Source organism: Gracilibacillus sp. JCM 18860 (assembly GCF_055395245.1).
In genome coordinates, this window is record NZ_AP043868.1 from 3,264,614 (window position 1) to 3,279,745 (window position 15,132).

General features: G+C 36.9%; 14 protein-coding genes. 13 read left to right on the forward strand and 1 reads right to left on the reverse strand.

Annotation, left to right across the window (positions count from 1 at the left end):
• The first annotated feature begins 497 nt into the window (after positions 1-497).
• The 9 genes from ACZ5R4_RS16450 (at position 498) to dhaL (ending at position 9,791) form a co-directional block, all read left to right on the forward strand.
• Entirely contained in the window at positions 498-1,271 is a 774-nt protein-coding gene (locus tag ACZ5R4_RS16450) for a DeoR/GlpR family DNA-binding transcription regulator (RefSeq protein WP_054860217.1), read from the forward strand.
• A 187-nt stretch (positions 1,272-1,458) separates the two neighbouring features.
• Positions 1,459-2,874 (forward strand): ABC transporter substrate-binding protein, encoded by a 1,416-nt coding sequence (locus tag ACZ5R4_RS16455; protein WP_277679025.1) that lies wholly within the window; start codon positions 1,459-1,461, stop codon positions 2,872-2,874.
• Positions 2,875-2,929: 55 nt separating this feature from the next.
• Positions 2,930-3,865 carry a carbohydrate ABC transporter permease gene (locus ACZ5R4_RS16460; protein WP_054860218.1) on the forward strand — a complete coding sequence of 312 codons (936 nt, stop codon included), beginning with the start codon at positions 2,930-2,932 and terminating at the stop codon, positions 3,863-3,865.
• 7 nt (positions 3,866-3,872) lie between these two features.
• A complete protein-coding gene (locus tag ACZ5R4_RS16465; protein WP_109985394.1) occupies positions 3,873-4,688 on the forward strand; it encodes a carbohydrate ABC transporter permease in 816 nt (271 codons plus the stop codon).
• A gap of 18 nt (positions 4,689-4,706) precedes the next feature.
• Entirely contained in the window at positions 4,707-5,840 is a 1,134-nt protein-coding gene (locus ACZ5R4_RS16470) for an ABC transporter ATP-binding protein (protein WP_464367629.1), read from the forward strand.
• Complete coding sequence (locus ACZ5R4_RS16475; RefSeq protein WP_277679028.1) at positions 5,828-6,949, forward strand: ABC transporter ATP-binding protein; 1,122 nt, start codon at positions 5,828-5,830, stop codon at positions 6,947-6,949. Before ACZ5R4_RS16470 ends, ACZ5R4_RS16475 begins: the two co-directional genes overlap by 13 nt.
• Positions 6,950-6,970: 21 nt before the next feature.
• Positions 6,971-8,059 carry a zinc-binding dehydrogenase gene (locus ACZ5R4_RS16480; protein ID WP_464367630.1) on the forward strand — a complete coding sequence of 363 codons (1,089 nt, stop codon included), beginning with the start codon at positions 6,971-6,973 and terminating at the stop codon, positions 8,057-8,059.
• Positions 8,060-8,128: 69 nt separating this feature from the next.
• A complete protein-coding gene (locus ACZ5R4_RS16485; RefSeq protein WP_464367631.1) occupies positions 8,129-9,130 on the forward strand; it encodes a dihydroxyacetone kinase subunit DhaK in 1,002 nt (333 codons plus the stop codon).
• A 19-nt stretch (positions 9,131-9,149) separates the two neighbouring features.
• Entirely contained in the window at positions 9,150-9,791 is a 642-nt protein-coding gene (gene dhaL, locus ACZ5R4_RS16490) for a dihydroxyacetone kinase subunit DhaL (protein ID WP_464367632.1), read from the forward strand.
• A 72-nt stretch (positions 9,792-9,863) separates the two neighbouring features.
• Here the strand turns inward: dhaL and ACZ5R4_RS16495 are convergent, their stop codons facing one another.
• Entirely contained in the window at positions 9,864-10,628 is a 765-nt protein-coding gene (locus tag ACZ5R4_RS16495) for a DeoR/GlpR family DNA-binding transcription regulator (RefSeq protein WP_464368504.1), read from the reverse strand.
• Positions 10,629-10,941: 313 nt separating this feature from the next.
• Here ACZ5R4_RS16495 and rpiB point away from each other — a divergent pair, with 313 nt between their 5' ends.
• Genes rpiB through tkt form a run of 4 tightly spaced genes read left to right on the forward strand, consistent with a single transcriptional unit; the run spans position 10,942 to position 15,107 of the window.
• Positions 10,942-11,400 (forward strand): ribose 5-phosphate isomerase B, encoded by a 459-nt coding sequence (gene rpiB / locus ACZ5R4_RS16500; protein WP_464367633.1) that lies wholly within the window; start codon positions 10,942-10,944, stop codon positions 11,398-11,400.
• A gap of 36 nt (positions 11,401-11,436) precedes the next feature.
• Complete coding sequence (gene glpX, locus ACZ5R4_RS16505) at positions 11,437-12,393, forward strand: class II fructose-bisphosphatase (protein ID WP_464367634.1); 957 nt, start codon at positions 11,437-11,439, stop codon at positions 12,391-12,393.
• Positions 12,394-12,439: 46 nt separating this feature from the next.
• Positions 12,440-13,084, forward strand: a complete 645-nt coding sequence (fsa, locus tag ACZ5R4_RS16510; protein ID WP_464367635.1) for a fructose-6-phosphate aldolase — start codon at positions 12,440-12,442, stop codon at positions 13,082-13,084.
• Between the two features lie 13 nt (positions 13,085-13,097).
• Positions 13,098-15,107, forward strand: a complete 2,010-nt coding sequence (tkt, locus tag ACZ5R4_RS16515; protein WP_464368505.1) for a transketolase — start codon at positions 13,098-13,100, stop codon at positions 15,105-15,107.
• Positions 15,108-15,132 lie beyond the last annotated feature (25 nt).

Genomic DNA, 15,132 nt, shown 5'->3' on the forward strand with positions numbered 1-15,132 from the left:
CTAACTATTAAACAAAAGAGCTCTTTCCCTAAATTTCAAGGGAAAGGGTTCTTTGTTTTTTCCTTCTATCTCTTATCTCAATTCTTCTGTGGGGGTTTGGTATTATTCCTATCTGGTAATTTTCTAGGATGAATACCCCCTTCTCTAATTATTAGAGGGAGTTCAGTTTAATATAAATATAGGTCAATTTTGTTATGAAAATTCAAAGAAATAATGATGTTATTAATCTATAAGGTGATTTGTCTATAATAAATACTATTGTTCCGGCAATACAAGAGATATTCGAAATAAGCAACTAAAAGTGAGGTTTTCTATTATCAATTTTTAGTTGCTTATTTATTTTATCTTTATTTTTATTTTCGATCAGATTAAATTATAACAAACTTTACAAGATATAATGAGTGTGATAATAATAAAAATACAATCAATCGACAATAAACAAAAGTAATTAATAATAAAAATCAATATATCATAATTTATAAGAATGGAGTGGAAATATGCTAGTACCTAGCCGAAGGAAAAAAATTATCCAAATCTTAAATGAAAGAAAACAATTAATTATTAGTCATATTTCGAAAGAGCTTGGCGTATCAGAGGGCACTTTACGGAATGATTTGAAGATTTTAGAGGAGGAAGGTTTTCTTGTTAAAACACATGGTGGTGCCGTGCTGCCAGCAAGATATGATTCCAGCTTAAAATTTAGTTCTCGATTAGAGCAGAATCAGTCCGAAAAAAATAAACTTAGTAATGCCGCATTGACATTAATTAAAGAGAAGACCTGTATTACGATTGATGCCAGTTCTACCTGTTTAGAATTAGCAAAGAAAGTAGCGGAAACGAGGAACAATTTAACGGTCATTACTAATGGACTAGTCACAGCTCAAATACTAGCAGAGAATCCAAAATTAAGCGTCATAATGGTGGGAGGATTAACGAGACCAGGCAGTACAGAAATAGAAGGTTCTTTGGGCAAGTCTATTCTATCAGAAATCAACTCGGATATATTTTTTACTTCTGCTCATGGTTGTACAGTGGAAAATGGTTTAAATGACTTTAGTATACACGAAGCACAATTGAAAAGGATGATGAGAGAAAGGGCAGATCAATGTATAGCCTTAATAGATCATACGAAGATAAATCGCAAGTCAGTCATTACTTCACTTGAGTTAGGACAAATTGATGTATTCATTACAAATGATAATACGCCAGACGATTTCTTAGCGCGAATGAAGGAGAATTACTCATCGATAAAAATAATAAAAGCAAAATAAGTTATAATGAATCATTAAAATAACATGAATAAATGAAAATAAACGAAATATATTGACATTAAAAGATAATAATGTAAAATAAAACGAAAGAAATAATAAAAACAAGTAAGGAGGCATGAAGGCAATCACCGATCAATCAAAAGGAATTAGGTAATAAAACAAGGCTATTGTTGGGAGGAAATTTAAAATGAAAAAAACGCTATTTGCTTTAGTAGGTTTATTACTTTTAATGTTATTATTTGCATGCTCGAATGAAAGCGCTACAAAAGATGGTGGTGAAGATAGTGGGGCAGAATCAGCAAATAGAGAACCGTTTGATGAATTTGATTGGAAGCGCTTTGATGGTGAAGAAATTGAAGTTATGTTGAACCAGCATCCATATGCAGATGCGATGATTGAAAGAATCCCAGAATTTGAAGAGAAAACAGGAATTACTGTCAACCATTCTTTAACCCCGGAGGAGAATTATTTCGACAAGCTTACCACATCATTAAATGCACAGAACGGAAACCCTGATGTTTTTATGACGGGTGCATATCAGGTATGGGAATATGCAACTGCTGAGTATATCCAAGAATTAGATTCCTTTATCGAGGATGAAACTAGAACTTCTCCAGAGTATGATGTAGATGATTTCTATGAAGGCATTCTAGGTGCAGGACGTTGGGATGGTGTACCAGGACATCCTGTAGGGGAAGGAGATCTCTATACGGTCCCATTAGCATATGAATTTAATTTATTACATTATAATAAACGGGCGTTAGAATCGATTGGATTAGAGGCACCACCTCAAACTATGGAAGAATTAATAGAAGTAGGTGCTCAATTAGAGGGATGGAATGGGGAAGGTAGCTATGGTGTTGGTACTCGTGGAACTAGATCATGGGCAACCATTCACCCAGGATACATGACTTCATTCACCAACCATGGAGCCGTAGATTTTACAGTAGAAGACGGTTCTTTAGTCCCTCACCTTAATAGTGAAGAATCGATTGAGATTACTAATATGTTTGCAGAGTTAGTTAATGAAGCAGGACCTTCTGACTGGTCAAGTTATACATGGTATCAAGTCTCTAATGACTTAGCACAAGGTAAAGCAGCGATGACATATGACGCAAGTAACTGGGCGATCTTCCATAACGTACCAGGTGAAGCGCCTGAAGCTGGCAATATTGGTGTGACAACACCACCTAGAACGAAAGAAGGAGATCTTGGTACGAATATGTGGGTCTGGTCTATAGCCATGAATAAATCATCAGAGAAAAAAGACGCTGCATGGCTCTTCATGCAATACTTTACTGGTAAAGAGCATATGCAATGGGGTGCCATTGAAGCAAATGTGGTAGACCCTGTACGAAAATCTGTCTTTGAAAGTGAAGAATACCAACAAAGAATTGGTGACATTGAAGGTTATGTAGAGACATTTAATGAACTAATTGACGAATCAACCATTAAGTTTACACCTCAGCCAGAATTTTTTAATACGACAACAGAATGGGCTGCGGCATTACAAGATATTGTGAATGGAGCAGATGCGGAGGAACGCATGAACCAATTAAATGATGATATTGAAAAGAGAGTTTCTAGAATAAGGGCGGAATAAGCAATTACATAGGGCGGGTGGGCTATCCGCCCTGTTATACAAGGAGTGAAAGCACATGGCAACAGAGGCATATGAGAAACAAGCAATGAAAGAAAGGCAGTTAACAAATAAAGTACCTTGGAAAATCAAAATGAGACCTTTTCTTATCCTTAGTCCAGCATTTTTACTAACCATTGGCATTTTAATTCCATTTGGGATGGCTATATATTTTTCATTAACGAACTATTCCTTTAAATATGCTGAATATATGTTTGTTGGTTTGGAAAATTGGATAGCGATGTTTTCATCGCCAAGTTTTTGGCATAGTGTTGGCGTCACCTTATCCTATGCGGGTTTAGCAACCTTGATCGAAACATTACTAGGCATTGGAATTGCTCTCCTCTTGAATCGAGAGAATATGCTAGCAAGGTCTTTGCGTATTGTTTTAATCTTTCCATTAGTAATCGCTCCAGTAATTGCCACTATTATTTGGCAACTAATGACCAATAACTCAGTTGGTATTTATAGTGATTGGTTAAGACAATTAGGAATTACAAACTTTAATTGGGGAGCGGATCCTTCTACTGCGTTGATCACTGTATTAATTATTGATGCTTGGGTTTTTACACCTTTTGTAACCATTTTGGTTCTAGCAGGCTTACGTTCCTTACCGAAGGCGCCATTTGAATCGGCAATGATAGATGGAGGATCTGCTTGGTTTACCTTTAAGAATCTAACTTTACCTATGATTATGCCAATGTTAATCATTGCGGTATTATTCCGACTAATGTTGTCACTTCAAATGTTTGACATTATTTTTGCTTTAACAAGAGGTGGACCTGGAGATACCTTAATGACATTACCACTGACTGCTTATACAGAAGCATTTACCTATAAAGAATTAGGTGTATCCTTACCATTCATGTTGATTTTATATCTATTTGTCTATTTCTTAAGTCATTTCATCGTTAAATATTGGACATATACTCAAAATAAAGCGTCAGGAAAGTAGGATGAATATGAAGAAGAAAATCATAGCTTTTTTACAAAATGCAGCACTCGTCTTATATGCAATGTTTGCCATATTTCCACTACTATGGTTAGTAATTTTATCTTTTAAACACGATCGAGACATGTTTAACACTACTTTTATTTTCACACCAACATTAGAAAACTATCGAATGTTATTTTCGGATGGAGAATATATAGGATACTTTTTAGATAATATCATTGTTAGTTTTGGAGCCATTGCTTTATCGATTATAGTTGGTGTACCAGCAGCTTATGCACTTGCCCGTTTTGACTTTAAAGGAAGGGATGGGATTGCATTCACCTTCTTGTCCTTCCGTTTTGCTCCAGAAATATTAGTAGTTTTACCACTATTCCTACTCTATCAAGAATTAGGCCTCTATGACACTTATGTAGGATTAATTTGGGTATTTCAAGTATTGTCTTTACCTTTGTTGATTTGGATTTTACGGGGATATTTTGAAGATATTTCTGTGGAGGTGGAAAATGCAGCACGACTTGATGGATACTCCTGGTGGCAAGTTTTTATCAAAATTGTCATGCCTCTTATTCGTCCTGGTTTAGTTGCTTCTGCTTTATTATCATTAATTTTTGTTTGGAATAACTTTACGTTTTCGTTATTGTTAGCAGGTCAAGACGTCACCACGACAACAGTTGCCATGCTACAGTATGTAGCGTCAGATACTGTGCATTATGGACAAATGGCTGGAGCGGTTTTAATTGCTTCATTGCCAATTATTATATTAGCATTATCGATCCAAAAACACCTTGTAAGAGGGTTGAGTATGGGTTCGGTAAAAGGATAATCGAAAGGAGGCAGAGCATTGGCAGATGTAACTTTACAATCCGTTTCTAAGAAATTTAAAAAAGATATTGCGCTAGACAATATAAATTTGAAAATCAAAGATAAAGAGTTTTTTGTTATATTCGGCCCTGCTGGTGCAGGTAAAACCACCTTGTTAAATGTAATTGCAGGCTTGTATTTACCCGATTATGGTGATGTGTATCTAGATGGAGAGCATTATAACTATGTAGAACCCGAAAATAGAAACATAGCGATGGTTTTTGAAAATTATGCCTTATATCCGCACTTTACTGTTTTTGATAACATTGCTTCTCCATTAAGAAGCCCAAGATATAAAGAACCAAAAGCAGTAGTAGAAAAAGAAGTTAGTAGAGTAGCTAACATTTTAAAGATTGATCACCTATTAGAACGAGATATATCAGAATTATCGAATGGCCAAAGACAACGAGTAGGTTTAGGTAGAGCACTCGTAAGAAATCCGAATGTATTTTTAATGGATGAGCCAATCACCCATCTCGATGCTAAGCTTCGGCATCAAATGAGAGCAGAACTAAAGGAAATGCAGAAAAATTTAGACACTACCACTATTTATGTTACGCATGATTATCTAGAGGCGTTGAGCCTAGGAGACAAAATTGCCATTCTAAATGAAGGGAAAATAGAGCAGATAGGAACACCTGATGAAATTTATTATTACCCCCATAATGAATTTGTTGCGAGTTCATTTGGTGAACCAGAGATCAATTTTTTCCGCGCTAGTGTAACGAAGGATAACCAACTATCTATCTTTGAGGAAGCAAAAAATCAACCTCTACCGGAAACTATAAAAGGTTATGTAAAAGAGAATGTTACTTCAGTCAAGTTAGGTATACGACCTAAAAATATTCAGTATAGCTTTACAAAAGAAAATGAGAATTGTGTGGAGTGTATCCCTTATAGTTTTGAACCGTTGGGAGCAAAAGCGGTGTTGACGGTTGAAAAAGATGGCAATCAAATAAGGCTTACCGTACCATCTACCCTTCAAGTAGCTATGGATAAACCTGTTTATATTCAATTAGATGTTAACAAAGCAATCTTTTTTGGTCCTAATAAAATGAACCTTCTTTCCAAATATAGAGAAGATGCGAAGGGAGAGGTAGTATGGCAAAACTAACATTAAAAAATTTAAATAAAACATTCTATAAGAATAGAGAAGCGATACATGCAGTTAGTGATTTAAGTATAGAAACCAAAGATGGAGAGTTTGTTGCATTATTGGGTCCTTCGGGTTGTGGTAAATCGACCACTTTGCGAATGATAGCGGGTTTGGAAGATATCACAAGTGGAGAAGTATTGATTGGAGAACGGAAACTAAATGATCTGCATCCAAAGGACCGAAATATCGGCTTGGCATTTGAAAACTATGCGATGTATCCACCTTTATCCGTGTATGACAACATTAGTTTTAACATGAGGGCAAAAAATGTACCAAAAGAAACGATAAAAAAAGAAATAGATAAAATGGCTAGTTTATTAGATCTAAAGGATTTATTAGCGATGAATCCTAGTGCTTTATCTGGTGGTCAGAAGCAAAGGGTAAATATTGCAAGGGCCTTAATTCGGAGACCAGAGGTTTTATTACTGGATGAACCACTTTCACATTTAGACGGAAAAGTTAGACAGAAAATGAGAACAGAAATTAAACATCTTCATAATGAAATAAATTGTACAACAATTATTGTTACACATGATCAGCTGGAAGCAATGGCCTTAGCTGATAGGATTGCCATTATAAAAGACGGTGTTCTTCAGCAATTTGGAACACCACTAGAGGTATTTAACCATCCTCAAAATGAGTTCGTGGCTGGTTTTATTGGGGAACCCCCTATGAATATATTTACTGTTTTCGCTACCTTTAAAGAAGGATCTGTTTATTTAGTATCGAAAAATGGGAAATTGCGGTTTAATGTTCCTGACAAATATAAAGATTATTTGGAAGAGGGCAAGGAGTACCGCTTTGGTATTCGACCAACCGATATTTCTGTTGTAACAGATGACCAACCGTATTCTACGGAATTAAATGTTACTGTATTTGAAAATGTAGGGGAAGAATGTAGAATTCATATAAAAATTGAAGAAGATAACATTTTAAGTATTGTGTCGGAGGAAATTTATAAGCTTGATACGGGTGATCGTATCAAAATTAAATTCGATTCCGATCGTATTCATATCTTTGATGTGAATACAGGCGAACGTGTTGAAAAACAAAAAGTACTTATCTAATTTTTTAAGGAGGAATAGCAAATGACAAAAACAATGAAAGCCCTACCAGAGGAAATGAGAGCAGTTGTAGCTTATGCACCAGGTGATTATCGCTTAGAAGTAGTAGAAACACCTAAACTCGAGAATGATCAAGAGATTATTGTGGAAGTAGAAGCTTGCGGAATTTGCGCTGGAGATGCCAAAGCACATGCTGGAGCCGTTTCTTTTTGGGGAGATGACTATCAGCCAGCATATATTAAGGCACCTGTCATTCCTGGACATGAATTTATTGGAAGAATCGTAGAATTAGGAGCGGCTGTTAAGGATTTTAAAGTGGGAGATAGAATTATCTCGGAACAAATTGTACCTTGTTGGGAATGTCGTTTTTGTAAGAGTGGAAACTATTGGATGTGTGAAAAACACGACTTATATGGATTCCAATATCATGTCCATGGTGGAATGGCAGAGTATATGAAGTTCACAAAAGAAGCTATTAACTATAAAGTGCCAGAAGACCTACCAATAGAAAAGGCCATTCTAATTGAACCATATGCCTGCTCTTTACATGCAGTCCAAAGAGCGCAAATCCAAATCGGTGACACGGTGGTGATCGCAGGTGCAGGAACGTTAGGGCTTGGAATGGTTGGAGCTGCTAAAAAAGCAGGTGCAGGTAAATTAATTGTCTTAGATTTATTAGAGGATAGGTTGAAGCTTGCTAAAAAATTCGGCGCTGATTTAACCATTAATCCTGCTAAGGAAGATGCAGTGAAAATAATTAAAGATCTGACGGATGGATATGGATGTGATATATATATTGAAGCAACAGGACATCCAAAATCGGTAGAACAAGGATTATCTGCCATAAGAAAACTAGGGAGATTTGTTGAGTTTAGTGTCTTTAAAGACCCTGTAACGATTGATTGGAGTATTATCGGGGATCGTAAAGAGTTAGATGTATTAGGCTCACACCTTGGGCCATATTGTTATCCAATTGTTATCGATGGTATTGCTAAGGGGGATTTTCCGACAGAAGGTGTCGTAACCCATCAATTACCATTAGAAGATTTCGAGCAAGGATTTGAAATGGTTAAGAGCGGAAAGGATTCTCTCAAAGTAGTTTTAGTGCCTTAAATAGAATAGCAGATTCTACTGCAGGATCTGCTATTCCTACATAGCCCGTAATCAGAGGAGGAAATAATAATGAAAAAATTAATAAATAATCCAAATGATGTGGTGGATGAAATGATAGAAGGCTATATAAAAGCACATCCCAACCAAGTAAGAAGGTTGGAGGAAAATAAACGTTCTATTGTGATCGCAAGTGAAACGAAGGATAAAGTAGGTGTTCTAATCGGTGGAGGCTCAGGTCATGAACCTGCTTTTATGGGGTATGTCGGTCGAGGTATGGCAGATGGTGTAGCGGTTGGAAACATTTTTGCTTCTCCACCACCTGAGCCAATTGTCGAAGCAACAAAAGCCATCGACAAAGGCAATGGGGTTGTTTATATCTACGGAAATTATGCCGGTGACATCATGAATTTCGGGATGGCCGCAGAGCTTGCTGAAATGGAAGAAGATATCGATGTAGAGCTAGTAGTCGTGAATGATGATGTTGCTTCTGCCTCAAGTGAGGAAAAAGAAAAGAGAAGAGGAATTGCTGGGGAGTTCTTTGTCACAAAAGCAGCTGGAGCTGCCGCTGAGAAGGGGTACAGCTTAAAAGAAGTAGCGGATGTTGCGCGGAGGACAAATGAACGGACACGTACAATGGGAGTAGGCTTAACCCCGTGTTATTTACCACAAACGAATGAGCCGAGTTTCTCTCTGAAGGAAAATGAAATGGAAATTGGATTGGGTCATCATGGCGAGCCTGGTGTAGAGAAAGGCGAATTGCAGCAAGCAGATCAAGTTGCGGATCGATTAGTGCAAGATATTTTAAATGATATGGCTATGTCAAATGGAGATAAGGTTGCTGTACTTGTCAATGGTTTAGGGTCTACGACAAGAATGGAGCTTTATATTGTCTTCAGAAGAGTGGAACAAATATTGGCAAAACAAGGGATAGAAATATACCGATCCTATGTTGGTAACTATAGCACTTCCTTAGAAATGGGAGGATGTTCCGTTACGCTGACGAATTTAGATGAGGAGTTAATTAGCTTAATAGACGCTGAAGCAGATTGTCCGATGTATGCACAATTATAAGAGACGGGGGGAATATTTCATGACTTACACAATCGAAAACTATAAGCAATTTTTGTATGCTGTGATTGAGATGATGGAAAAGGAAAAAGATTACCTCTCAGAATTGGATCGAAAACTAGGAGATGGTGATCATGGTGTCACGATGTCTATTGGATGGCAAGCAGTAAAGGAGAAATTAGATAATGAACTACAAAATGAAAGAGATGGGGGAGAGATCAGTAAGGTAGTCGCTAAAACCTTCCTTAATGCTGTTGGATCGTCAGTTGGCCCGTTGTATGCCACGGGTTTTTTAAGAGGGAGTAAGGTTTTGAAAGGAAAAACAGAATTTAATCACTCAGAATTATTAGATTTCTGGATTGCTTTCGGTGATGGGATTAAAGAACGTGGGCAGGCAGAGGTTGGCGATAAAACGATGATTGATACGATTCAACCCTTTATCCAGTCCTTAAGGGAAAAAAGGGAGGATCAATCATTTTCTGAAATATTTGATCAAGCATTAGTATCTGCCGAAAATGGAATGCTATCGACTAAAGAAATGATCTCTAAAAAGGGGAGATCCAGCAGATTAGGAGAGCGCTCCAAAGGATTTTTGGATCCAGGTGCCACATCCATCTATTTCATACTGGAATGCTTTCAAAAAAGCTTATTTTCCGTAACTTAATCATTGCATTACTATTCTAATGAGTAAATAAAAAAACGAATGGGACAAAAGATGTTTCGTCCTTTTCGTTTTTTATGACTTCATAAATTGAACGTGATTTTTTTCAAAGACTTCTTTGAGATCTTGATTAATATCTTCATCAGAAATGAATAAATCAATATCCTCCACACTTGCAAAAGAAGCAATAGAGTTATCACCGATTTTCGTATGATCAACGATGGCTACCACTTTTTCTACCTTATTGACAATAACTTTTTTTAATTCCACCTCATAGACACTAAAATCCGTTAAACCTTCTTCCACCGTAAAGCCTCTTGCAGAGGTAAATAGGATATCTACATGGATTTGATTAAGAATACTTGTTCCAAATGGGCCTTCTAATGCCATGGATCCATTCCTTAACATTCCCCCTAGAAGAATAACGGTAATAGCGGGGTTATCTCGTAATTCGATGGCAGTAGAAATACCATTCGTTAAGACGGTTAGACGAATATTTTCTTCTTTTAATAAGCGTGCAATTTCCAAAGCGGTTGTACTAGCATCTAAGAAGATACAGTTCTTGTCATGTATTAGACTCATTGCTTTTTTTGCAATAGCTATCTTGCTTTCTTTATTTTTCTTTTCTCTTGCGGAAAATGTATTTTCTGCTTTGATAGGAGAATCAAGTACTGCTCCACCATGTGTTCTCGTTAATAATCCTTTTTTCTCCATCTGGGACAAATCACTTCTTAAAGTTGCCTCAGAAACATTTAACATTTGAGATAGCTCTTTCACTGTTATCCTTTTTTTGTCTTTTAATATTTCTAAAATGACGTTCCTGCGTTCCGCTGCAAACATTTTACTCAATATAATCACCCTTATACCAGTCTAATATCTCTGCATTTCTAATAAGTGTATCACATTATGATAACAAACGTAATCAAAATATATTGAAATATTTTCTTTTCTTAACATTATACGCTTAAAAACATTTCGCTTTTTATTGATTAAATTAAAAATGCAAATATTTATTCATAAATATAACTACATCACCGGGTGTAAATACGAAATTGAATAACAAAAACGAAAATAAACGAAAATAAATATTGAAATAAAACAAAAATTATAATAAAATGAAAACGAAAACAAATAATAATGAAAGGATGGTAAAATGAAAATTGCCATTGGTAGCGATCATAACGGCTTTAACATGAAAGAAGCGATAAAAGCTTACTTACAGGATGAAAATTATCAATTTGTCGATTATGGATGTTATACGTGTGATGCCATTGATTATCCTGATGTTGCTTTCCAGGTAGCTTCAGATATAAGGAAAGGAAAAGTAGATCGAGGGATATTGATATGCGGAACAGGTATTGGGGTTGCGATAGCTGCTTGCAAATATCCAGGGATTCGTGCTGCGCTATGTCATGACACCTATTCGGCTGAAAGAGCCCAACTCAGTAATAATGCTCAAATCATTACAATGGGTGGACAGATTATTGGAACAGAATTAGCTAAGAAAGTAGTAGCAACTTATTTAAATTCCTCTTGGGCAGGTGGCTCTGAAAGAAAAGTAAACAAAATTACAGCAAAAGAAAAGGAGTTTATCGAAAAATCTACGAACTAGCCTTCCATCTGAAAATGCGGAGAAGGGAGTAATAGGATGCGAGACCTCACATTTGATTTTTTGCGAGTTACCGAACAGGCAGCTTTAGCAGCTTATCCATGGGTAGGCAGTGGAGATAAATTAAAGGCGGATGGTGCTGCAACGAATGCCATGCGAGATACACTAAATAAAATAGATTTTGATGGAAAGATCGTAATTGGTGAAGGAGAAATCGATAATGCTCCAATGCTATATATAGGGGAAGAAGTAGGGGCAGGTGTCAATCCGAAGGTAGATATTGCGGTAGATCCTATCGAAGGAACAACTTCTACCGTAAATGGACAAGAAAATGCTTTTACCGTTATTGCTGCAGCACCAAGAAACACACTCCTCCATGCGCCAGATATGTATATGGAAAAAATCGTTGTAGGAACAGAAACCAAGGGAGAAATTGATCTTAATGCTTCATTAGTAGAAAATGTGTATGCCGTTGCAAAAGCAAATGAAAAAAATATAAAAGACATGAGAATTCTTATTCAAAATAGAGAACGCCATACCCAATTAATTGATGAGGTACGAAATATTGGGGCAAAAGTGTATCTATTTGATGAAGGAGACATAACTTATGCAGCTGCAACTTGTATGAAGAAACAAGGAATAGATTTATTTTATGGAATAGGGGGAGCCCCTGAAGGTGTTTTAGCTGCAGTTGCTGTTAAATGTCTTGGAGGAGACATGCAGGCAAAGCTACTCCCAAAAAATAAAACGGAGTATGAAAGATGTGTAGAAATGGGTTTAGACAATCCTAATAAGATATTGAAGCTTCATAATTTAATCAGCTCGGATAAATGTTTGTTTGTAGCTACGGGAATTACGGAAAATATTTTGTTAAAAGGTATTGTATTAGATACTGATTCCAATTATGTTACTCATTCTCTACTATTAAATGGTCAAAATAAGCATATAAGATATATCGAGTGTAAACATTCTAATTATCAGGAGCTCGTTAAATGAGGTGAAAGCATATTTAATAGAATAGTAATTTCAGAGGAGGGCAAGGATGAAGTTTTTTCTTGATACTGCAGACATAAATGAAATTAAACGGATAAACCAATTAGGTCTTGTTGATGGGATTACGACTAATCCATCCATTATTGCTAAGGAAGGAAAGAATTTTGAAGAAGTCATTAAAGAAATTTGTAGTGTGGTGAAAGGACCAGTAAGTGCTGAAGTCATCGGAAAGGAAACAGAAGAGATGTTGCAGGAAGCAAGAGAAATAGCTAAATGGGCCACCAATGTAGTAGTGAAAATTCCTATGACAGAAGCGGGATTACGGGCTGTTCATATTTTATCAAGAGAGGGCATCAAAACAAATGTAACACTAATTTTCTCGGTTGCCCAAGGCTTAATGGCTACAAAAGCGGGTGCGAATTATATCAGTCCATTTGTAGGGAGAATAGATGATACCGGAACAGATGGAGTAAATCTAGTAAAAGATTTGAAACAAATCCTAAATGAATATCAATTCGATACAGAGATCATAACGGCGAGTATACGAAATATCAGTCATTTACAAAATGCAGCGATTGCAGGGGCGGATATTGCTACCATTCCAGGATCATTATTTCCAAAATTATGGAGCCATCCATTAACCGATATCGGTATTGAAAAATTTTTAGCGGATTGGGAAAAGGTACCGAAATAAGAGAGGAGGAGTTATTTTGTCAGCTACGAGGGAAATAGACCAGTTAGCCATTGATACAATAAGAATGCTTTCTATTGATATGGTAGAAAAAGCAAATTCGGGACATCCTGGTCTACCGATGGGAGCTGCGCCAATGGCACATGTTTTGTGGACAAAGCATTTAAAGCATAGCCCAGCAAATCCTCATTGGTTTAATCGGGATCGATTCATTTTATCAGCAGGTCATGGATCTGCTTTATTATATAGTCTGTTATATTTGCATGGCTATGATATTCCATTAGAAGAATTAAGGAATTTTAGACAATGGGGAAGTAAGACACCTGGTCATCCGGAATATGGTCATACAGTAGGAGTAGAAGCTACAACAGGACCTCTCGGTCAAGGAATCTCAATTGCTGTTGGTATAGCGATGGCCGAACGTTTCCTTGCCTCCAAATACAATCAAAGAAGTCATTCCATTATCGATCATTTTACGTATAGTTTATGTAGTGATGGAGATTTAATGGAGGGGATTTCACATGAATCAGCTTCATTGGCGGGTCATTTAAGGCTGGGGAAGTTAATGGTTTTGTATGATTCCAATGATATTTCATTGGATGGTGAATTAGGTCGTTCCTTCTCAGAAGATGTCGCGAAGAGGTTTCAAGCTTACGGATGGCAAGTGTTAAAGGTGGAGGATGGTAATGATTTGAATGAAATAGATGAAGCCATTCTACTAGCGAAACAAAATAGGCAAAAACCTACCTTGATCGAAGTGAAAACCATCATTGGCTTTGGAGCTCCGAATAAAGCTGGTACGGCAGCTGCACATGGTACAGCCTTAGGGAAAGAGGAAAGAGAATTAGTAAAGAAGTATTACAACTGGACATTTGATCAACCATTTACCATTCCTGAATCAGTCAAGAATTTTTATCAAAGATTAAAAAAAGAAGCGCAAATAAAAGAGGAAAAGTGGAAGCGACAATGGGAAGCTTATCAAGTAGCTTATAATGAAAAGGCTTACGAATTAAAAGCAATTATGCAAGGCAAGCTACCTGATAATTGGCAACCAATATTACCAAACTACTCCTTTACAGAACCTGTATCGACTAGAGATGCTTCTGGCAAAGTTTTAAATGAAATTGCTAAGAAGATCCCATTCTTTATAGGTGGTTCAGCAGATTTATCAGGGTCAACGAAAACAATGATTGAGCAAGAGCGAGACTTTCACCCAAATAGTTATGATGGACGAAATATTTGGTTTGGTGTGAGGGAATTTGCGATGGGTGCAGCATTAAATGGAATGGCATTGCATAGTGGAATGAAAGTATTCGGTGGTACCTTTTTTGTATTTTCGGACTATTTGCGTTCTGCTATTCGGACAGCGGCTTTAATGAAGGTTCCTGTCACCTATGTACTGACACATGATAGTATCGCGGTTGGGGAGGATGGTCCAACCCATCAGCCTATTGAACACTTAGCATCATTAAGAGCAATGCCTAACCTATGTGTGATAAGACCAGCGGATGGAAATGAAGTAGCCACAGCTTGGCAATTAGCCATAGAAAGTAAAAACATTCCACACGTATTAGTACTAACTCGTCAAAAACTTCCTCCAGCAACTGTATCACGCGAGCAAGCGGAACAAGGGGTAAAAAGAGGTGCCTATATCATCTCTGAAGCACCTTACGCTCCTGCAGGACAACTATTAGCAACAGGCTCGGAAGTACATTTAGCTATCGAAGCACAAAAGGCATTACAAAAGGAAGGTATCTATGTATCGGTTGTCAGTATGCCATCCTGGGATCGATTCGAAAAACAATCGCTAGAATATAAGAAAAAAATCTTACCTAGATCTATCCAAGCAAAATTAGCGATTGAAATGGCTTCCTCTTTAGGTTGGCACAAATATGTGGGAGATTCCGGTGATGTAATAAGTATGGAAACATTTGGTGCATCAGCAAAAGGGGAAGTGTTAGTAAAGGAATATGGCTTTACCGTGGAAACTATAGTCAAGCGAATGAAAGCAATCTTACAGAGTTAACAACGTCCTTGTATTCCTTATGTCA

Excerpts from the sequence above, each read along its gene's own strand:
- ACZ5R4_RS16460 (WP_054860218.1), top strand. The coding sequence starts at position 2,930 with ATGGCAACAGAGGCATATGAGAAACAAGCAATGAAAGAAAGGCAGTTA.
- ACZ5R4_RS16495 (WP_464368504.1), bottom strand. The coding sequence starts at position 10,628 with ATGTTTGCAGCGGAACGCAGGAACGTCATTTTAGAAATATTAAAAGAC.
- ACZ5R4_RS16480 (WP_464367630.1), top strand. The coding sequence starts at position 6,971 with ATGACAAAAACAATGAAAGCCCTACCAGAGGAAATGAGAGCAGTTGTA.
- fsa (WP_464367635.1), top strand. The coding sequence starts at position 12,440 with ATGAAGTTTTTTCTTGATACTGCAGACATAAATGAAATTAAACGGATA.
- ACZ5R4_RS16485 (WP_464367631.1), top strand. The coding sequence starts at position 8,129 with ATGAAAAAATTAATAAATAATCCAAATGATGTGGTGGATGAAATGATA.
- ACZ5R4_RS16455 (WP_277679025.1), top strand. The coding sequence starts at position 1,459 with ATGAAAAAAACGCTATTTGCTTTAGTAGGTTTATTACTTTTAATGTTA.
- rpiB (WP_464367633.1), top strand. The coding sequence starts at position 10,942 with ATGAAAATTGCCATTGGTAGCGATCATAACGGCTTTAACATGAAAGAA.
- ACZ5R4_RS16465 (WP_109985394.1), top strand. The coding sequence starts at position 3,873 with ATGAAGAAGAAAATCATAGCTTTTTTACAAAATGCAGCACTCGTCTTA.
- glpX (WP_464367634.1), top strand. The coding sequence starts at position 11,437 with ATGCGAGACCTCACATTTGATTTTTTGCGAGTTACCGAACAGGCAGCT.
- ACZ5R4_RS16475 (WP_277679028.1), top strand. The coding sequence starts at position 5,828 with ATGGCAAAACTAACATTAAAAAATTTAAATAAAACATTCTATAAGAAT.
- ACZ5R4_RS16450 (WP_054860217.1), top strand. The coding sequence starts at position 498 with ATGCTAGTACCTAGCCGAAGGAAAAAAATTATCCAAATCTTAAATGAA.
- dhaL (WP_464367632.1), top strand. The coding sequence starts at position 9,150 with ATGACTTACACAATCGAAAACTATAAGCAATTTTTGTATGCTGTGATT.